The following is an 18,844-nucleotide window of genomic DNA, read 5'->3' as shown; positions in this document are numbered from 1 at the left end:
GACAACAGGCCAGGCGAGGCCCGTCCGGAGAGCGAACGGGCCTCGCCGTCGTCTCGGCCGCAGAGGCTGTGTCTGCTCATGCGGCGACGAGGGATGTCAGGGCCGCAGGTCCTTCAACGCCTTGATTGCCCCGGGCACAGTGAGGAGGATCTTGGCAGCCGCCGCGGAAGCGGAGATACCTGCGAGCCACGCAGTTGCTTCCGGAACAGCGGAACGGCTGACAAACGCGTATGCGAGCAGACCGGTCAAAACGGAGAGGAGCCCGGCGACCGACATCCATGGCAGCACCCAAGTGCCCGTGTGATTCTGGGCGAGGCAATCAGCCTTGGGGTGCTTTCTCCCGGAGCGGCGGAGGCGATAGGGACTTGGCCGGTCCGGGCCGCGTGGACGACAGGTTGGTGCGGGAAATGAGCTCGCCCGGCACCTTCCAACCTCGAGAACGTGATGGGGGCGCGAACGTGTTGTTGTGGTCTTCCGCGCAGTGCCCGTGCTCAGGAGCCGCGCTTCCTCGGCTGTCGACCACCTGGCGCAGGCTCGCGGAGCATTCAACCCATCCGGGGGCGGCGGCGTAGGGGCTGTCGGGCAAGAGAGGTTCCAAGAGGGTGAACATCGAAGTGAGCTTTTACTTCTGAGCCTTGGTCGGCCGGTGGCCGCCGAGGGGGCATGCCGGGGCTGCGACAGGCGTCGACAGCTTCGAGTCCGAGAGTCGACCAGGATGGCGCAGACAGCCCAACCCGCGAATGTTCCTCGGTGCATCGCTCCTTCTCTGCTGCCCGCGCTATGAGCAGCAGGCGAGCCGCTCAGTAGAGGGTGCGAAAGGAGTGCTCGATAACGTGAGTCGTCTTGGTTTTGGAGTCGTTTTTTACTAGCGTGGTGGATGGCTCTCGATTTGGATGAGGGCATTCTGAAGCCCCCTTCTGGGACTGTATCCCTGTTGGTGGTGAATGGGAGGATCCTGGCGGGGGTAGAATTGGAGCTCTTCTCCGCCAGGATCCCGCTTTCGGGGCTTCTTCTTCTCGGGGCGGTCGCTAGCGAGGACTAGAGCTTGGTGTCGCCGCCTCTGCTGGCGCCTGTAGTGACGTCGACGAAGTGGCGCAGTCCTCGATACACGGAGAGCAGCTCTTCTTCGCTGAGTTGAAGCAATTCGTGCAGCATGATGGGTCGCCCGGCGAGTTCGCCGAGGTGAGCGAGCTCCGCCAGCTGCGACGACGGGTGGGCTGGTTGGCCGCCAACGCTCCTGGCTGTCTGCAGCGGGATCACTTCGCCTTGCAAGGCGGATGCGTCATCCGGCGTCGGCCAGGCGTCCGAGGCGTCTTGACTGTCGAGCATCTCGTTCTCGGCGATCCCGGCTCGGCTGACCGTGGTGGAGGTGCATTCAGGAAGAGATTCTGGCGCGGTTCCCTCAGACAGGGTGGCGGTGTCCGGCTGGCCATTTGGATCAGGCTGGGTGGGGCCAGGGATGGAGGCGGCAACCGGATCTGCTGCAAGCATTCGACTAGCGCCCGCATCGTGTGAGTTGCACTTGGTATTGGCAGACTGGGGATCCACCTGCTGCGATGTTCCTGGGAGCTTGTCGCCCGAGGAATCGTCGAGGTGCTGCTCGCTATCACAGGCGTCCCTTGCGTCTTCCTTGAGCTCCACTGCCATCGCTGTTTCTGCCGCTTTAGCCGGCGGAGCGGCGTGGGCGTCGGTATTCCAGCGGACATATCCCTCGCGCAGTGGAAGGAGCAGCCGGGCTTCCAGCAGCCACATGATGAGGATCTCCGCCTCGCCGCGTCGATCCTCCGGCGCGCGCGCGGCAGCCAGCAAGCGATTTGCCAGAGCGACGCGCTGACCGCCACACTCCCCGAGTGCCTCGCGGGCGATTTTGCCGAACCAAGTGCCGGCCAGCAAGATCGCCAGTTCGCGGCGTCCGAGAGCCTCGCTGTGTCCCCACGCTTCCGCGATCTTGCGTGCTGCTGGCGTAGCACGGTAGATGCCCCGTCCGCCGCCGCGCACCAGCAGACCGCAAGAATGCAGAAATGCGATCACCAGTCCCTTTCGGTGATCGGAAACGCCTGGTACCTCCAACTGCCGACTAGTGAAGACGCCCATGTGGCGTCCGACAGCGAGCGCAACTTGTAGCTGATCAGCGGTGCGCGTGCGCACCGTGGGGAGCTGGTGGCGCGACGCGCTTTGTTCCTTCTTCTTCCGTGGCTGGCTCATCTGCCTCCCTCCTGTAAGCGATCTCGCTTCGCTGCAGACAGCAAAGCAGAGTCGTCTGCATTCGAGAATGAGCGACACGGTCGGTGCGGCTTCGCTAGCGCAGCCATCGTCAGCTTGATGAGGTATTTGAGTACCTCCTGTACCAGCAGGTGAGCGCCGCTGAACGGCACGCTCGGAGATGGCTAGAGCGTTTTGCAGCGCCTCTCTCATTTCGGTGGTTCGCGCGTCAGCGACGGTCCCTTCCGCTGTCACGAGGTGCCCCCTCCGGTGCGCTCACAGGTTGCAGCGTTCGGAATTCGCAGATGTGCTTCGGGTGAAGCGTTCTGTCTCGTGTCATCTCAGGCTGGCAGGCTTCATCCGGAGCGTGCTCTGTCCATTGCAGATTCCATCGGGACGAGTGCACACGTCTGCATCGATCTGAGAGTGCCTTCCCTGTGCGGCCTTCCGCAGATCCCGGATCAGCCCCGACCGCATGAGTCAGCACGAAAGCCGTTCTCACCCTGGTGAGGAAATGCTGAAAATGCTCAGTGTTGTCAGATGATTCCCAGGTCCACGGCGACAGGGAATGGCACGGCAGTTTTCACCGTGCCGGTGAACATCTCGCCGTCCCGGTATGCCTTGGTGGCGGGGTCGAGGACGTAGGTGTAGATGATGGGGACGCCAGTGGCAGCCTGCTCGATCCGCCAGTAGAAGGGGATGCCAGCCTGGGCGTACTGGTCGACCTTCACGATCCGGTCAGTGGTCTCCGAGCCCGGCGACACGACCTCGACCACCAGGAGTACGTGCTCGGGGCGGGTGGGCGTGAGGTCGATGGTCTCTGCGCGGTAGACGACGACGTCCGGACGGCGGTTGGTGAGCGGAACGTCCTGCAGGCGGACGTCGAAGTCCGTGTCGGCGTTCCAGTCCGGGCCCGCGGCGGCGTCCAGGGCGTTGGCCAGGATGCGGGCCAGCCGGTTGTGGCGCTTGGAGGCGCTCGGGCTCACGACGACCATCCCGTCCACGATCTCGATGCCGGCGCACTGCTCCTCGGACCAGGAGTCGTACTGCTCCGCGCTGATCTGCGTATGCATCCACGCGGGCGCCACCATCTCGGCGGACATGGTGTACCTCCTTCGAGCTTCGAGGAGCCTCGGCAGATCCGGTTCCGCTGAGCCCAGCCTACTGTTCCGAGATGCCGGTTCGCCCGGCGGTGAAGGGGCAGGAGTCGCCCACCACGCGATGGCTTACACGTGCGATTCGGCCATGTGAGGCGGGCGCGTCAGGGATTCGTCTGTGGTGCCAGACGCTGTGAGAGGCTGGGGCGTATGAACCGGTTGGCTGGTACGACCTCGCCTTATCTGCTTCAGCACGCCGACAACCCCGTCGACTGGTGGCCGTGGTCGGAGGGGGCCTTTGCGGAGGCGCGGCGGCGGGATGTGCCGGTGTTTCTGAGTGTGGGGTACAGCTCGTGCCACTGGTGCCATGTCATGGCGCACGAGTCCTTCGAGGACGGGGCCACCGCCGCGTACCTGAACGAGCACTTCGTCTGCGTCAAGGTGGACCGCGAGGAGCGGCCCGATGTGGACGCGGTGTACATGGAGGCGGTGCAGGCGGCGACCGGGCAGGGAGGGTGGCCGATGTCCGTGTTCATGACGGCGGACGGGGAGCCGTTCTACTTCGGTACGTACTTCCCGCCCGAGCCGCGGCACGGGAGTCCGTCCTTCCGGCAGGTGCTCGAAGGGGTGGCGGCCGCCTGGGGCGGGCGGCGGGGGGAGGTCACCGAGGTCGCCGCGCGGATCGTGCGGGACCTGGGCGGGCGCTCGCTGGTCGGCGGCGGGGACGGGCTGCCCGGGGAGCAGGAGCTGTCGCAGGCGTTGCTCGGGCTGACCCGCGACTACGACGAGAGGTACGGCGGATTCGGCGGGGCGCCCAAGTTCCCGCCGTCGATGACCGTCGAGTTCCTGCTGCGCCACCATGCCCGCACCGGCGCCGAGGGCGCCCTCCAGATGGCCGCCGACACCTGCCGGGCGATGGCCGAGGGCGGGATCTACGACCAGCTCGGCGGCGGGTTCGCCCGGTACGCGGTGGACCGGGAGTGGGTCGTGCCGCACTTCGAGAAGATGCTCTACGACAACGCGCTGCTCTGCCGGGTGTACGCGCATCTGTGGCGGGCCACCGGTTCGGAGCAGGCCCGGCGGATCGCCCTGGAGACCGCCGACTTCATGGTGCGTGAACTGCGCACCGCCGAGGGCGGGTTCGCCTCCGCGCTGGACGCCGACAGCGAGGACGCGGCCGGCCGGCACACCGAGGGCGCGTACTACGTGTGGACGCCCGAACAGCTGCGGGAGGTGCTCGGCGAGGCGGACGCCGCCTTCGCCGCCGAGTACTTCGGGGTGACCGATGAGGGCACCTTCGAGGAGGGGGCCTCCGTGCTCCGGCTCGCGGGGGGCGGGGTGGCGGACGCGGAGCGGGTCGCCGGGGTCCGGGCCCGGCTGCTGGCCGCCCGCGAGGCGCGCCCGCGCCCCGGCCGGGACGACAAGGTGGTGGCCGCCTGGAACGGGCTGGCCGTCGCCGCGCTCGCCGAGACCGGGGCCTACTTCGACCGGCCCGACCTGGTGGAGCGCGCCACCGAGGCGGCCGACCTGCTGGTACGGGTCCACATGGGGGACACCGCGCGGCTGACCCGTACCTCGAAGGACGGCCGGTCGGGTGACAACGCCGGGGTGCTGGAGGACTACGCCGACGTCGCCGAGGGCTTCCTCGCGTTGGCGGCGGTCACCGGGGAGGGGGCCTGGCTGGAGTTCGCCGGGTTCCTCCTCGACATCGTGCTCGTGCACTTCACCGGCGAGGGCGGCGAGCTGTACGACACCGCCGACGACGCCGAGCAGCTCATCCGCCGCCCCCAGGACCCCACCGACAACGCGGTCCCGGCCGGCTGGACGGCGGCGGCCGGGGCGCTGCTCTCGTACGCCGCGCACACCGGTTCCGAACCGCACCGGACCGCGGCCGAGCGGGCGCTCGGCGTGGTGAAGGCGCTGGGGCCCCGGGCGCCCCGGTTCGTCGGCTGGGGGCTCGCGGCCGCCGAGGCGCAGCTCGACGGGGTGCGGGAGATCGCGGTCGCCGGGCCGGTCGGCGGCGAGCTGCACCGTACGGCGCTGCTGGGTACGGCGCCGGGGGCGGTGGTCGCGGCGGGGGAGACCGGTGGGGCGGAGTTCCCGCTGCTGGCGGACCGGCCGATGGTGGGCGGGGTGCCGACGGCGTACGTCTGCCGGCACTTCGTGTGCGACGCGCCGACGACGGACGCGGCCGAGCTGGCCCGGAAGGTCGGGGCGCGACGGTAGCGGAGCGGGGAAGCGGGCGGGGAAGCGCCTCCGCTCTCGGCCGGCCGGCCCTGTCGCGGAACGAGTACGCGGGCGCACCGGCCCCCCAGGAGGGGGCGGTGCGCCCGCGCGGGACGGGTCAGCGGTGGTTGTAGGCGACCAGCGAGATGCCGACGTAGTGGACGACGAAGGCCGCCAGGGTCAGCGAGTGGAACACCTCGTGGAAGCCGAACCAGCGCGGCGAGGGGTTGGGGCGCTTGATGCCGTAGATGACCCCGCCGGCGCTGTAGAGCAGCCCGCCGACGACCACCAGCACCAGGACGGCGATCCCGCCGGTCCGCATGAAGTCGGGCAGGAAGAAGACCGCCGCCCAGCCCATCGCCAGGTAGCACGGGGTGTACAGCCAGCGCGGGGCGCCGACCCAGAACACCCGGAAGGCGATCCCCGCCGCGGCCGCCGCCCAGACCGCCCAGAGCAGCGGCGTCCCGGTGGACTCGGGGAGCAGCAGCAGGGTCAGCGGGGTGTACGTGCCCGCGATGATCAGAAAGATGTTGGCGTGGTCGAGGCGGCGCAGCACCGCCTCGCCGCGCGGACCCCAGGTGCCCCGGTGGTAGAGCGCGCTCACGCCGAAGAGCAGACAGGCGGTCAGGGTGTAGATCCCGCAGGCGATCCGGCCCCGGGAGCTGTCGGTGAACGCGATCAGCGCCACCCCGGCGACGATCACGGCGGGGAACATCCCGGCATGCAGCCAGCCGCGCAGCCGCGGCTTCACGGGAAGGACGTCGGACTCGGCTGATTCCGGCCCGGTGGGCGCGGGTGCGGCAGCGGCAGCAGTCATCCCCGCATCGTACCTACGCAACCGTAGGTAACCGATACAAGTGGCGATGCTCACGTGTGCGGCCCCCTGGACATATGGGCGGAACGGGCGGATGATCAAATGAGTGCGGTCGGCACCGGATGAGCGCCAACGGGATTCGAAGGGGTAGAAGCATCCGGGTCGCAGCCCCCACGGGGCAACTACCAAGCAGACACCCTCAACAAGGAGCGATCGTGGCGCGCGACATCGCGGCTCCCCCCACTCTTCCCACCGACCACCAGGAGCTCGTCTCCTGGGTGAACGAGATCGCCGAGATAACCGAACCGGACCGGGTGGTTTGGTGCGACGGCTCCGAGGCCGAGTACGAGCGCCTGTGCGGGGAGCTCGTCGCCAAGGGCACGTTCACCAAGCTGGACGAGAGCAAGCGCCCGAACTCCTACTACGCCGCGTCCGACCCGAGCGATGTCGCCCGGGTGGAGGACCGCACGTTCATCTGCTCCGAGAAGGAGGAGGACGCCGGTCCGACGAACCACTGGAAGGCCCCCGCCGAGATGCGGGAGATCTTCACCGGTGACAAGGGCGTCTTCCGCGGCTCGATGCGCGGTCGCACGATGTACGTCGTCCCGTTCTGCATGGGCCCGGTCGGCTCCCCGCTCTCCGCGATCGGCGTCGAGATCACCGACTCCGCCTACGTCGCCGTCTCGATGCGCACCATGACGCGCATGGGCCAGGCGGTGCTGGACGAGCTCGGCACCGACGGCTTCTTCGTCAAGGCCGTCCACACCCTGGGCGCCCCGCTGGAGGAGGGCCAGGAGGACGTTCCGTGGCCGTGCAACTCCACCAAGTACATCTCGCACTTCCCCGAGGACCGCGAGATCTGGTCCTACGGCTCCGGCTACGGCGGCAACGCCCTGCTCGGCAAGAAGTGCTACGCGCTGCGCATCGCCTCCGTCATGGCGCGTGACGAGGGCTGGCTCGCCGAGCACATGCTCATCCTCAAGCTCACCCCGCCGCAGGGTGAGGCGAAGTACGTCGCGGCCGCGTTCCCGTCGGCCTGCGGCAAGACCAACCTCGCCATGCTGGAGCCGACGATCCCCGGCTGGACCGTGGAGACCATCGGCGACGACATCGCCTGGATGCGCTTCGGCGAGGACGGCCGCCTCTACGCGATCAACCCCGAGGCCGGCTTCTTCGGCGTCGCGCCCGGCACCGGCGAGCACACCAACGCCAACGCCATGAAGACGATGTGGGGCAACTCCGTCTTCACCAACGTCGCGCTCACCGACGACGGCGACGTCTGGTGGGAGGGCATGACGGAGACCGCTCCGGCCCACCTCACCGACTGGAAGGGCAACGACTGGACGCCCGCGTCCGACACGCCCGCCGCCCACCCGAACGCCCGCTTCACCGTCCCGGCCGGGCAGTGCCCGATCATCGCGCCGGAGTGGGAGGACCCGAAGGGCGTGCCGATCTCGGCCATCCTCTTCGGCGGCCGCCGCGCCTCCGCCGTCCCGCTGGTCACCGAGTCCTTCACCTGGCAGCACGGCGTCTTCCTCGGGGCCAACGTGGCCTCCGAGAAGACCGCCGCCGCCGAGGGCAAGGTCGGCGAGCTGCGCCGCGACCCGTTCGCCATGCTGCCGTTCTGCGGCTACAACATGGGCGACTACATGAACCACTGGATCAAGGTCGGCGCGGACAAGGACCAGTCCAAGCTCCCGAAGATCTACTACGTGAACTGGTTCCGCAAGAACGACGCGGGCAAGTTCGTGTGGCCCGGCTTCGGCGAGAACAGCCGCGTCCTGAAGTGGATCGTCGACCGTCTCGACGGCCGCGCCGAGGGCGTCGAGTCCCCGATCGGCGTCCTGCCGGCCAAGGGCTCCCTCGACACCGAGGGCCTGGACCTCTCCGAGGACGACCTGGACTTCCTGCTCGACGTCGACAAGGAGGTCTGGCGCGAGGAGGCGGCGCTGGTCCCCGGCCACCTCAACACCTTCGGCGACCACACGCCCAAGGAGCTGTGGGACGAGTACCACGCGCTGGTCGAGCGCCTGGGCTGACGCTCCCCGGGCGCGCCCCGCGCGGGACGCGCCCGCACACCCCCGCGGCCGGGCCCCGGACATCCGCCCTGACCTGTGGGGCCGACAGCCCGCCGCGGTACGACGACCCCCGGAACCCCCTCACGGTTCCGGGGGTCGTTCCCTTTCCGGCCATTCCGGCGTTTCGCGGTGAACGCCCGAGGATCGCCCGAAGTCCGCCCAGGGCTTGTGCACCGGACCTTCACAACGCTTCGATGATCCTTCACATCGGCTCCGGCGCGGTCGGCCGGGGCAACAGAGTCTGTGGGGGATCCAGTTGAGCAGGAAAAGGCACTCCGTACGCATCGCGGCGACGCTCGCCGCGCTGACCCTCGGCACCGCGGGACTCACCGCGCTCGCGCCGCCCTCCGCCCACGCCGCGGACGGCTCCGGGCCCGCCTCCGCACCTGGCGACACGGTGGCCAAGCTGCCGATGTCCTCGTTCGCGGCGATGGTCGTCGACTCGGTGCACGAGCGCGTCTACGTGACGGACGGCCGGGACCGCACCACGAACAACGAGGTCCACATCTACAACTTCCAGGGCCAAAGAACCGGATCGGTCGCCGTCGGCACCGTCCCGTCCGGGATGGCGCTGAGCGCGGACGGCGGGACGCTCTACGTCTCGCAGTCCTCGGCCGTCCTGGCCTTCTCCACCGAGACCTGGGAGCGCACCGGCGGCGTCTCCACCGCGACCGCTCCGACCTGCCCGCGCGACGTCGCCTTCGCCGGGGGCAAGGAGTGGCACGCCGAGACGCCGTACAACGGAACGGACTGCGCCGCCTTCCGGAGCACGCTCTACGGGTCGGCGGGCAACGCGTCGGTCAACACCGGGTGGAACGCGGCGAGCCGACTGCGGCTGGAGAGCGACCCCGAGGTCCCGGACCGGCTGCTGATGGCGCAGACCCGCACCGCCACCGAGACCAACCCCTTCGTCACCTACTTCGACGCGAGCGGCGACACCCTCGTGCGCGGCCCGGAGCGCCGCTTCGCCGACGCCCAGGGGCAGGGCGGCCTCGACATGAAGGACGTGGCGCAGTCCCCGGACGGGCGCCGGATCGCGGTCGCCGACGCCGCGTACGGCACCCGGCTCCTGGACGCGGCCGACCTGTCCGACGCGCCCGTCCCGTACCAGCCGCTGCCCGAGGGGGCCAAGGCGTCGGCGGTGGCGTTCAGCGGCGACGGCAGGTACGTCGCCCGGGGCGCCAGCGCGACCGGGAGCACGCCCGACCTGCTGGTGCAGCCCGCCGACCCGGCGTCCGGCCGGGCCCCGCTGGAGTTCGTCTTCGAGGGCGCGCTCGACGGGGACCGGGTCGCGCCGCGCGGGCTGGGCTGGTCGGCGGACGGATCACGGTTGTTCGCCGTCACCACCAACCAGTCGGCCACCGAGTACTGGCTGCACATCATCAAGCCCCCGGCCGCCCAGTACGACTCCCGGTTCACCGGCGGGCTCTCCACCACACCGGGGCAGCCGGTCGTCGGCGAACCGGTCGGGATCAGGGGCCGGCTGGAGCTGGACGGGCCCGCCCCCGCCGAACCGGTCAGGGTGACGGCGGTACGGCACGACGCGAACGGCGACCGGAAGCTCGCCGCCGTGGACGTGGACAGCGACGGTTCGTTCACCGTCCTCGACGTGCCGACGCTGGTCGGGGACGCCACCTACACCGTCTCCTTCACCGGTGACGTCACCCACCGCCCCGCCGAGGACGTCGGCCTCGCCGTCACGGTGGCCAAGGCCCCGACCGCGCTCACCCTGCGGGCCCCGGCGGAGGCGGTCAAGAGCGAGGGCCTCACGATCACCGGCACCCTCACCGGACAGGGCCGGGCGCTCCCCGCCGGGATCACCGTCTCCGTGGTGCGCACCGACCGGAAGGGCACCGGCACCCTCACCTCGGCCGCCGTCGCCGCCGACGGCACCTTCACCGTCAACGACCTGCCCCGGGCCGCCGGGCAGGTGACGTACGAGATCGGCTACGCCGGGGACGAGCTGCACGCCGGCTCGACGGCCACGGCGACGGTGCGCGTCCGCAACTGACGCGCGGGACCCTGCCGGGGCCTGCCCCGACGTGCCGACGCCCCGCCGGAAGGCCGGGCGTCGGCACGTCGGCACGTCGGGGACACGTCCCTCTATCCGCCGCGCCCCCTGTCCTCCAGGTGGCGGGTATGGGACTTCTGGCGGCGGGCCTCCGTCTCGCGCAGGGCGGCCGCCAGGGCCGTGGCCTCGCGGTACAGCAGGGACAACTGGTGCTCCAGCTGGCGCTCGGGCGGTTCCGCGCCGGGAGCGACCCGGGTCCACCAGCGGGTACGTACGAAGGTGTCGACCGCCTCCGGGATGTCCTGGTGCACGGTGCGGGACAGGGCGTGGACGCCCTCCGGGTCGGTGGTCAGGGCCCCGGACGCCCAGCCGGGGGCGAGGAGCCCGTCGAGCAGCTCCATCAGCTCGGTGAGCCGGCCCGACGCGGCGGGCGGCAGCTCCACCGTGTCCAGGTACTCCCGCAGCGTCCCGAAGCCCTCCCGCACCGCGTCCAGCCGCGACGACGCGTCCGGGAGGGCCGGGAACCCCGGCGCGGGCGTGCGCTCGGGCGGGGCGATCAGCGCGCCCGCCGCGTACAGCGCGGCCACCACCGCCGGCCAGTACGTCCCGGCGAGGTGGGTGAAGGTGAGGGCGAGGCCGGTCAGCCCGCCGACACACCCGGCGATGTTCTTCCGCGACCCCAGGTACGCCGCCACCCGGCCCGGGGCGCCGCCGCCCGGGGCCGCCCCGTTCCTACTGGTACCCACGGATCTCCTCGAAGGCGCCGTCCAGCGAACCCGGCCCCCGCTCCTTCGTCGCGTCGAAGAGCCGTCCGCCGGTCAGGGCGGCGATCCGGTCCAGCTCGGCCCGGTCCGAGTCGCCGAAGACGACCGGGAAGACCGGGGTGGCCCGGCGCTCGTCGGGCAGGGCGCGGTAGTAGGCGGTGAAGTCGCGGGCGGTGTCGCCGACGGTGTTCTCGCCGTCCGTCATCAGCACGATCGAGGTGAACGCGGACACGGTGTCCGCGCCGATCCGCTCGTACGCCGACCGCAGGCTGGAGTAGATCGCCGTCTCGCCCCCGGCGCTCAGCCCGGCGGTGTCGGCGCGCAGCGCGGCCGGGCCCCGGCGCGGGTCGGCCGGGTCGACGGTATGGGTGCGGACCTGCTTCACCGACGAGCCGAACGGCAGCAGGGTGACCTCCTCCCGCTCCCGGAAGTCCCCGGTCAGCCCGGTCAGCGCCGCCTTCAGCGCCGCCAGCCTCTCCCCGGCCATCGAGCCCGAGGTGTCGAGCACGTACACGGTCCGCGAGGGGCGGCGCAGCTTGTTCTCGTAGGCGTGCAGCAGCCCGTCGGCGACGGACCGGGAGCCGGGGAAGGGCAGTTCGCGGCGGGTGCCGGCGGCGAGCGGCGGGGCGGGCCGCACCGAGGGGACGACCGGGCGGCGGAAGGTGTCCCGGGTCAGCTTCCGCTGCGCGTCGGGGGTGCGGAGGTACGCGGTGAGCGCGCGGACCGCGTCCTTGGCCCCGGGCGTGGCGGAGGTGAGCGCGCTGAGCGGGTAGTCCGCCGTCAGCACGCCGTCGCGGGGGCGGATCACGGTCAGCCCGGTGTGGCTGTCGCGGTTCAGCGAGAGCAGCACCGACTCGTAGTTGATCAGCGCGTCCACCGTGCCGCGCCGGGCGTACGCGGTGGCCAGCCAGCCCGAGGAGCCTGAGGTCAGCCGCTGCCCGGCGAAGAACTCCTTCAGCTTCCCGCTCGCCCCGCGCACATCGGCGTCGGTCAGCGCGGCCTGGGCGCCCGAGAGCCCGGAGGCGACCGAGACCAGCGCGGAGAAACCGGAGTTGGAGCGGGCCGGGTCGGTCATCCCGTACGTCAGCCGGCCCTCGGCGACCGCCCGGTGCACCTGCGACCAGGTCACCTCCGAGGGCCGCCAGCCCAGCCGGCGCACCGTCGACGCACGGACCCCGAGGGCCACCGGCGACGTCATCAGCGGGGTCTCCGAGGTGAGGTGCGCGGCGGCGTCCGGGTGCAGCCGCAGATAGTCGTTTGAGGAGAGCCAGACCGCGTCGTACGCCCGGTCCGCCGTGCCGGAGCCGAGTTGTTCGACGGCGTCGAGGGTGCCGGTCCAGGTGGGTTGGACGGTGATCCCGGTCGCCTCCCTCGCCTCCTCCAACAGGGGCTTCATGTCGCTGAGTTCGCTGGAGGCCAGGATGCGCAGGGTGCCGGGGCGCCGTGCGTGGCCGCTCTCCCCGGGCCCGTCCGGGGAGCCGTCGCCGCCCGGGCCCGAGCAGGCGGCGAGCAGGGCGAGTACGGCGGCGGACAGCAGGGCGGCGAGCGGGCGCGGCGCCCGGCGCCGGGGCGCGCCGGGCCGTCTTCCGGGGTGGTACGTCGTCGGCCGGGGCTCTTCGTTCATGGCGGGGTTCTCCCGGGAGGCGTGGGGTGTCAGCCGCGGGTCCGCCGGGCCATCGCGCGCAGCACCGTCGCGGTGGGCACGGGCGCCTGACGGACCCCGGTCAGCTTCTGGTCGATGTAGTCGGTGTGACCGGCGGTGGCCGCGGTGAACTCGGCGGCCGCGCCCTGCGGCCGGAAGCCGTGGCGCACCGCGAGTCTGCGCAACTCCGGGTCGGTGGAGAGGAGTTCGCCCAGTCGGCGGCCCGCGGCGGTGAGAGGTACGAGGGTGTGGTCGCTGGAGACGGTGGTGTCGGGGTAGAGGAGGACCAGGTCACCGGCGTCCTGGTGCTGCATCAGCAGCGCGGCCACCTGGGACTCGTAGACCAGCACCAGGGGGTTGCCCACCCCGCTGATGAAGTCCCGGAACGGGGCGTCGCTGCTGGTCTGCTGGGCGCCCTGGACGCGGATCAGCTTCCTCAGGAGCGGGGCGGTGCGGTCGATCGCGGCGCTGTCGGCGGCGACCCGGCCGCCGTCGGCGACATAGGACGCGGCGGCGAGGTAGAGGGCGCCGGAGTTGGACGAGACGGGGTCGGTGCTGGTGATGAACACCGTGCCGGTCAACTCGGCGCGGCCGTCGGCCCCCTTGAGCTGCTGCCAGGTCCGGTCGTCGCGGGCGGCCCGGAGGTAGGGGCCCATCAGCAGCTTGCCGCTGGTCCGCCCGTGCAGTACGGCGAGGCCGTTGGCGGCCAGGACCTGGGCGGCGGCCCGGTGCGCCACGACGACCAGCGGGGAGTAGAAGGGCCGGAGCGGCCCGCCGGTGACGGCCGACCGGCGCTGGAGGTCGTCGGCCGGGGCCTTCGAGCCCGGGAAGGCGAAGTCGTACCCCTTCAGGGAGAGCCGGTCCATGGCCCAGGAACCGGAGGTCTCCGCCTTGACGGTGATCCCCCGCCCGGCGAGGGCCTTCACCACGCCGGGGTCGGCGAAGAACTCGGCCTTCTCCGACCCGATCACGCCCCGCACGGTCTGCGTCGCCGTGCCCGGGTCCTTGCTGTCGCGGCCCGCTGCGACGGCTATGGCCACCCCGCCGATCAGCAGCACCGCCAGAACGATGCCCACGATGCGTCTCACAGCCGAAGCCTGCTCGCGGAAACCCACATTCCGGGTCGGGCCGGGTGGACGGGAGGTGAAGCGCTGATCCCAGTACGCGACGAGGGCGGTACGGGGGTGGAAACGGCGCGGGGGAGCTCGGGTGAGGGGCGCCCGGTCCGCGCGCCTCGACGGCACGCGGACCGGGGCCGTCAGCGGGCGCCGGCCAGGCAGGCCGGTGCGGGGGCGGCCAGCGCCGCGGTGTGGGCGTCCATGCGCTCGGCCGCCAGGATCGCCGCGGCCGTGTCGGCGCGCGACGCGGCGACCACCAGCGCGCGGCCCGCGAGGGCGTGGGCGCGGCGGTGCAGCGCGGCCTCGGGGGCGCCGGTCCGGCCGGCGTGGCGGGCGGGCGGTGCGCCGCGCAGCCGGGCGACCTGGGTGGCGATGGCGTCGCCCGCCGTGCCGAGGCCCAGTTCGTCGGTCACCGCGAGGAGCGCCGCCAGGTGCCCGGCGAGCTGGATGTCCAGCTCCTCCTCGCGGGAGCGGCCCGGGAAGTCGTCGTGGTCAACCGGTGTGTGGACCGACTTGGTGCGGATCGGTTCGTACATGGATGGCCTCCTGGGGGGTGCGTGCGACCATCCTACATTGGATTCAATCTAAAGTTGACCGCGATCGAAGCGGGGGTGGGCGCTCAGGGCTGGCCGTATCCGTCCAGGAAGTGCGCGATCCGGGTCACCGCGTCGGCCAGGTCCTCGGTCGTCGGCAGGGTGACCACCCGGAAATGGTCGGGTTCCGGCCAGTTGAATCCGGTGCCGTGCACGACCATGATCTTCTCGGCCCGCAGCAGATCGAGCACCATCTGCCGGTCGTCCTTGATCGGATAGACCTTGGGGTCCAGACGCGGGAAGAGGTACAGCGCCCCCTTCGGCTTCACGCAGGTCACGCCGGGGATCCGGGTCAGCAGTTCGTACGCGGTGTCCCGCTGCTCCCGGATGCGCCCGCCGGGCAGCACCAGGTCGTCGATCGACTGCCGGCCGCCGAGCGCGGTCGCCACGGCGTGCTGCGCGGGCATGTTGGCGCAGAGCCGCATGTTGGCCAGGATCGTCAGCCCCTCGATGTACGAGGAGGCGTGGGCCTTCGGGCCGCAGACCGCCAGCCAGCCCGAGCGGTAGCCGGCCACCCGGTAGTTCTTGGAGAGCCCGTTGAAGGTGAGGACCAGCAGGTCGGGGGCGATCGTGGCGGTCGGGGTGTGGGTCGCGCCGTCGTACAGGATCCGGTCGTAGATCTCGTCGGAGCAGACCACCAGGTTGTGGCGGCGGGCGATCTCGGTGAGCCCGCGCAGCATCTCCTCGTCGTACACCGCGCCGGTCGGGTTGTTCGGGTTGATGATCACCAGGGCCTTGGTGCGGTCGGTGATCCGCCGCTCGATGTCGGCGAGGTCCGGCATCCAGTCGGCCTGTTCGTCGCACCGGTAGTGCACCGCCCTGCCCCCGGCCAGCGACACCGAGGCCGTCCACAGCGGATAGTCCGGGGCCGGTACGAGCACCTCGTCGCCGTCGTCGAGCAGCGCCTGCATCGACATCTGGATCAGCTCGGAGACGCCGTTGCCCAGGTAGACGTCCTCGACGTCGAGCTCGACGCCCTTGGTCTGGTAGTGCTGCACCACCGCCCGCCGTGCGGACGGCAGCCCCTTCGCGTCCCCGTAGCCGTGCGCCCCGGCGACGTTGCGCAGGATGTCCTCCAGGATTTCGGGCGGGCACTCGAAACCGAACGCGGCCGGGTTGCCGGTGTTCAGTTTGAGGATGCGGTGACCGGCCGCTTCCAGCCGCATCGCCTCCTCCAGCACCGGACCCCGGATCTCGTAGCAGACGTTGGCGAGCTTCGTGGACTGGATGACCTGCATGCCCGGGAGCTTACGGCCGTCCGCGCCCGGCGCCGGGGTATTCGTCCACAAACGCCCCCACCGCCCCGCCCGTCCCGTCCGGCCCCGACTTCCATCGCCATGCGCCCGCCGCCCCGTGCCGTGGGAACGCCGGGCGGGAGCGCCGCCGCGGCTTCGAATGCACCGGAGGGCGGGCGGGACGGGCCCGGACGGGTGAGATGCGCCACGGCCCGTCCCGTCCCGGCCCGTTACCCGGGCAGCCAGGTGTCCGACGGCAGGTGGATGTCGAACTCGGCGGCCAGCACCCGCAGGACCTCGTCGCCGTCGGCCAGCTCCCGCACCTCGCGGCCGCCGTCGTCCGCCGTCACCGTGAGGGTGCGTCCGGCCAGCGACAGATGGGCGCCCGGGACGGTCCGCTGGACATGGACCCCGGTCCTGAACGGGGAGCGCGGGTGGGTTGCGATGTACCAGTTCATGACCTCGAAATCCGGTACCTCGAAGGGCTCCAGGGTGAACGCGTACAAGGACTCCCACGTCCCCTCGGCGGTGTACGCCCGGAGCTCCCACCGCTCCAGCGGGCCGTCGTGAGGGGTGGTCACGAGCCGGTGGCGGTGCGGGCCGGCGTGCGCCTCGGCGCCCGCGACCAGCGGAATCGGTTCCAGCAGCCCGTTGCTGGAACCGAAGCCCACGTCCGCCAGGTACGGCGTCGACCCGCCCGGCACCGCCACGGTCATCAGCATGTGGGTGCGCGGCCGGACGGCACCGGGTGCGGCCCCCAGCACGACCCGCGCGCCCAGCGTGGTGACCCGGAATCCGAGCGCGGTCAGTGCGGCGGCGAACAGGGTGTTGTGCTCGAAGCAGTAGCCGCCGCGCCGGCCGCGGACGAGCTTCGCCTCCAGGTCGGCGAGGGCGAGCGAGGGCGCGCTGCCGAGGACCGGATCCAGGTTCTCGAAGGGGATGGCCAGGGCGTGGGCGCGGTGCACGGCGCGCAGCACCTCCGCGGTCGGCCGGTGCTCCCCGGGGAGGCCGATCCGGGTGAGGTAGGCGTCGAGGTCGAGCGGGCGGGCGCGGTCGGAAGTCATGTCCTTGACGCTAACGCGGTGGCGCGGCCGGACGCCTCCGGCTCGGGGCGGAGGCGGGCCGGTCCTTCGGTCCGACGTCCAGAGGCGGGTCCGGGACCGGAGCGGTTCCGGACCCGGGGGCGGCTGGAAACCGCCCCTTGTGGGGGGTCCTGTTGTACGCCAACATGCGCATGTCAATTTGGACAGGACTTCGCGGGCGGGGCCGTCGGGCTCCTGCCCGGGTCACTTGAGAGGACCCCCACATGAAGAAGCCTCTCGTCGGTGCGGTGTTCGCCGTCGCACTCCTCGGGGCGGGTGTCGCGCCCGCGACCGCCGCGACCGCTCCGGCCGGCGACGCGACGGCGCCCGCCGCCACGGTGAAGGCCAAGCCCGGGGTGAAGGCGGTCAATTTCGCCGGGACCGTGGCGCTGAGCAACTGTTCCGGCTCCGTCGTGCGCACTCCCAGCTCCCAGCCGGGCGACCCCGCGCTGGTGCTCTCCAACGGGCACTGCATGGAGACCGGGTTCCCCGGCCCCGGCCAGGTCGTCCGCAACCAGCCGTCCACCCGGAGCTTCACCCTGCTGAACGCCTCGGGCGCCGGCGTCGGCACCCTGCGCGCCAGCAAGATCGCGTACGGGACGATGACCGACACCGACATCTCGGTCTACCAGCTCACCAGCACCTACGCCCAGATCGAGAGCACCTACGGCATCAAGGCGCTGGAGCTCAACACCGCGCACCCGGTCCAGGGCACCGCCATCACGGTCGTGTCGGGCTACTGGAAGCGGACGTACGCCTGCAACATCGACGGCTTCGTCTACCGCCTCAAGGAAGGCTCGTGGACCTGGAAGGACTCGGTCCGCTACACCTCCGCCTGCCAGACCATCGGCGGCACGTCCGGCTCCCCGGTGATCGACAACGCGACCGGCAAGGTCGTCGCCGTCAACAACACCGGCAACGAGGACGGCCAGCGCTGCACGGACAACAACCCGTGCGAGGTCGACGAGAGCGGCAACGTGACGGTGCGTCAGGGCATCAACTACGCCCAGGAGACGTACGGCATCGTGCCGTGCATCGGCCCCGGCAACCAGTTCGACCTGAACCGCGCCGGGTGCGTCCTGCCCAAGCCGTGACCGGGTGACCCCGTCCGCCGCCGCGGCGCCCGCTCTCCTCCGGGTGCCGCGGCGGCGGCACGTCGTCCGTCACTCTCTCCCCGCACGGTCGACCGCCGCGGCGATCCCGTCGAGCAGCACGTCGAGCCCGGCCTCGAAGGTCGCCCGCGCCTCCCGTTCCAGGAACGGCACCGACTCCTCGCCCGGCGCGACGTCCCGGGGCGCGCTCGCCCCCTCCAGCGCGGCCAGATCCGGATACCGCGCCGCGAAATCGGGCGCCACCTCGGCCAGCAGCGCCGAGCGCGCGAACCACCACCGCTCGTCCGGCTCGCCCGTCGCCGCCGCGGCCTGCCGCGCCTCGGCGACCGTCCCGGCGCAGCCGCGCACGAAATGGGACAGGGCGCCGATCAGCCGCCGCAGCAGGGACGCGTCGAGCCCCGTCGCGGTCAGCAGCCGCACCAGGGTGTCCAGCCCCGCGTACTCGTGCGGGCCGAGCACCGGGCGGGCCTGGGAGACCTGGAGCACCCACGGGTGGCGCAGGTGGAACTCCAGGCCGTCGTGGGCCCAGGCGGTGAGCCCGGCCCGCCAGTCGCCGTCGTCCGGGTAGTCGGCGGGCAGTTCGGCGTGGACCTGGTCGTACATCAGGTCCAGCAGCTCGCTCTTGCCGGGGACGTAGGTGTAGAGCGCCATCGCCGTGCGGCCGAGCCGCTCGCCCACCGCGCGCATCGACAGCGCGGCCATCCCCTCGGCGTCCGCCAGCCCGATCGCGGCCGCCACGATCGCGTCGACGCTCAGCGCGGGCCTCGGGCCGGGGCCGGGGCGCCGCTCCGGCGGTTCCGGCCGCGCGCCGCGCCACAGCAGGGACATCGAGCGCCGGGCGTCGCCCTGTCCGGCAAAGACCACCACTTG

General features: G+C 71.5%; 14 protein-coding genes. 4 read left to right on the top strand and 10 right to left on the bottom strand.

Features of this window, described 5'->3' with window-relative positions; translation table 11 throughout:
• Positions 1-1,038: 1,038 nt before the first annotated feature.
• Both ACWC97_RS07310 and ACWC97_RS07305 read right to left on the bottom strand, forming a co-directional pair.
• Positions 1,039-2,205, bottom strand: a complete 1,167-nt coding sequence (locus tag ACWC97_RS07310; RefSeq protein ID WP_450647938.1) for a hypothetical protein — start codon at positions 2,203-2,205, stop codon at positions 1,039-1,041.
• A 533-nt stretch (positions 2,206-2,738) separates the two neighbouring features.
• Positions 2,739-3,305 carry a Uma2 family endonuclease gene (locus ACWC97_RS07305; protein WP_450647937.1) on the bottom strand — a complete coding sequence of 189 codons (567 nt, stop codon included), beginning with the start codon at positions 3,303-3,305 and terminating at the stop codon, positions 2,739-2,741.
• A 204-nt stretch (positions 3,306-3,509) separates the two neighbouring features.
• Between ACWC97_RS07305 and ACWC97_RS07300 the strand changes: the two genes are divergently transcribed.
• Positions 3,510-5,525 carry a thioredoxin domain-containing protein gene (locus ACWC97_RS07300; protein WP_450647935.1) on the top strand — a complete coding sequence of 672 codons (2,016 nt, stop codon included), beginning with the start codon at positions 3,510-3,512 and terminating at the stop codon, positions 5,523-5,525.
• A 118-nt stretch (positions 5,526-5,643) separates the two neighbouring features.
• On the opposite strand, the gene trhA is transcribed toward ACWC97_RS07300, so the two are convergent.
• The gene (gene trhA / locus ACWC97_RS07295) at positions 5,644-6,342 is read right to left on the bottom strand and encodes a PAQR family membrane homeostasis protein TrhA (protein WP_450647933.1); all 699 of its coding nucleotides are present in this window, start codon (positions 6,340-6,342) and stop codon (positions 5,644-5,646) included.
• Between the two features lie 212 nt (positions 6,343-6,554).
• Between trhA and ACWC97_RS07290 the strand changes: the two genes are divergently transcribed.
• Together ACWC97_RS07290 and ACWC97_RS07285 are read left to right on the top strand one after the other, a co-directional pair.
• Positions 6,555-8,378 carry a phosphoenolpyruvate carboxykinase (GTP) gene (locus tag ACWC97_RS07290; protein ID WP_450647931.1) on the top strand — a complete coding sequence of 608 codons (1,824 nt, stop codon included), beginning with the start codon at positions 6,555-6,557 and terminating at the stop codon, positions 8,376-8,378.
• Positions 8,379-8,673: 295 nt separating this feature from the next.
• Entirely contained in the window at positions 8,674-10,428 is a 1,755-nt protein-coding gene (locus tag ACWC97_RS07285; RefSeq protein ID WP_450647929.1) for an Ig-like domain repeat protein, read from the top strand.
• Positions 10,429-10,520: 92 nt separating this feature from the next.
• Here ACWC97_RS07285 and ACWC97_RS07280 read toward each other — a convergent pair whose 3' ends face one another.
• From ACWC97_RS07280 to ACWC97_RS07255, 6 genes are all read right to left on the bottom strand, one after another.
• Entirely contained in the window at positions 10,521-11,174 is a 654-nt protein-coding gene (locus ACWC97_RS07280; RefSeq protein WP_450647927.1) for a hypothetical protein, read from the bottom strand.
• Positions 11,161-12,816 (bottom strand): substrate-binding and vWA domain-containing protein, encoded by a 1,656-nt coding sequence (locus ACWC97_RS07275; RefSeq protein ID WP_450647925.1) that lies wholly within the window; start codon positions 12,814-12,816, stop codon positions 11,161-11,163. The genes ACWC97_RS07280 and ACWC97_RS07275 overlap by 14 nt, the downstream gene beginning before the upstream one ends.
• A gap of 29 nt (positions 12,817-12,845) precedes the next feature.
• Complete coding sequence (locus tag ACWC97_RS07270) at positions 12,846-13,949, bottom strand: substrate-binding domain-containing protein (protein WP_352273416.1); 1,104 nt, start codon at positions 13,947-13,949, stop codon at positions 12,846-12,848.
• A gap of 143 nt (positions 13,950-14,092) precedes the next feature.
• A complete protein-coding gene (locus ACWC97_RS07265) occupies positions 14,093-14,488 on the bottom strand; it encodes an SCO4983 family protein (RefSeq protein ID WP_352273415.1) in 396 nt (131 codons plus the stop codon).
• A gap of 83 nt (positions 14,489-14,571) precedes the next feature.
• Entirely contained in the window at positions 14,572-15,783 is a 1,212-nt protein-coding gene (locus ACWC97_RS07260; RefSeq protein WP_352273414.1) for a pyridoxal phosphate-dependent aminotransferase, read from the bottom strand.
• A gap of 227 nt (positions 15,784-16,010) precedes the next feature.
• Positions 16,011-16,844 (bottom strand): arylamine N-acetyltransferase family protein, encoded by an 834-nt coding sequence (locus tag ACWC97_RS07255; protein WP_450647922.1) that lies wholly within the window; start codon positions 16,842-16,844, stop codon positions 16,011-16,013.
• A 242-nt stretch (positions 16,845-17,086) separates the two neighbouring features.
• On the opposite strand from ACWC97_RS07255, the gene ACWC97_RS07250 reads away from it, so the two are divergent.
• On the top strand, positions 17,087-17,956 hold the full coding sequence (locus tag ACWC97_RS07250) for a S1 family peptidase (RefSeq protein ID WP_450647920.1): 870 nt from the start codon (positions 17,087-17,089) through the stop codon (positions 17,954-17,956).
• Positions 17,957-18,025: 69 nt separating this feature from the next.
• Here ACWC97_RS07250 and ACWC97_RS07245 read toward each other — a convergent pair whose 3' ends face one another.
• A complete protein-coding gene (locus tag ACWC97_RS07245) occupies positions 18,026-18,841 on the bottom strand; it encodes a TetR/AcrR family transcriptional regulator C-terminal domain-containing protein (RefSeq protein ID WP_450647918.1) in 816 nt (271 codons plus the stop codon).
• Positions 18,842-18,844: the final 3 nt, after the last annotated feature.

The sequence above is a fragment of the Streptomyces sp. NPDC001108 genome (genome assembly GCF_053598535.1).
This window is presented reverse-complemented; position numbering and strand designations above follow the sequence as displayed.

Excerpts from the sequence above, each read along its gene's own strand:
- ACWC97_RS07300 (WP_450647935.1), top strand. The coding sequence starts at position 3,510 with ATGAACCGGTTGGCTGGTACGACCTCGCCTTATCTGCTTCAGCACGCC.
- ACWC97_RS07265 (WP_352273415.1), bottom strand. The coding sequence starts at position 14,488 with ATGTACGAACCGATCCGCACCAAGTCGGTCCACACACCGGTTGACCAC.
- trhA (WP_450647933.1), bottom strand. The coding sequence starts at position 6,342 with ATGACTGCTGCCGCTGCCGCACCCGCGCCCACCGGGCCGGAATCAGCC.
- ACWC97_RS07255 (WP_450647922.1), bottom strand. The coding sequence starts at position 16,844 with ATGACTTCCGACCGCGCCCGCCCGCTCGACCTCGACGCCTACCTCACC.
- ACWC97_RS07260 (WP_352273414.1), bottom strand. The coding sequence starts at position 15,783 with ATGCAGGTCATCCAGTCCACGAAGCTCGCCAACGTCTGCTACGAGATC.
- ACWC97_RS07275 (WP_450647925.1), bottom strand. The coding sequence starts at position 12,816 with ATGAACGAAGAGCCCCGGCCGACGACGTACCACCCCGGAAGACGGCCC.
- ACWC97_RS07250 (WP_450647920.1), top strand. The coding sequence starts at position 17,087 with ATGAAGAAGCCTCTCGTCGGTGCGGTGTTCGCCGTCGCACTCCTCGGG.
- ACWC97_RS07310 (WP_450647938.1), bottom strand. The coding sequence starts at position 2,205 with ATGAGCCAGCCACGGAAGAAGAAGGAACAAAGCGCGTCGCGCCACCAG.
- ACWC97_RS07305 (WP_450647937.1), bottom strand. The coding sequence starts at position 3,305 with ATGTCCGCCGAGATGGTGGCGCCCGCGTGGATGCATACGCAGATCAGC.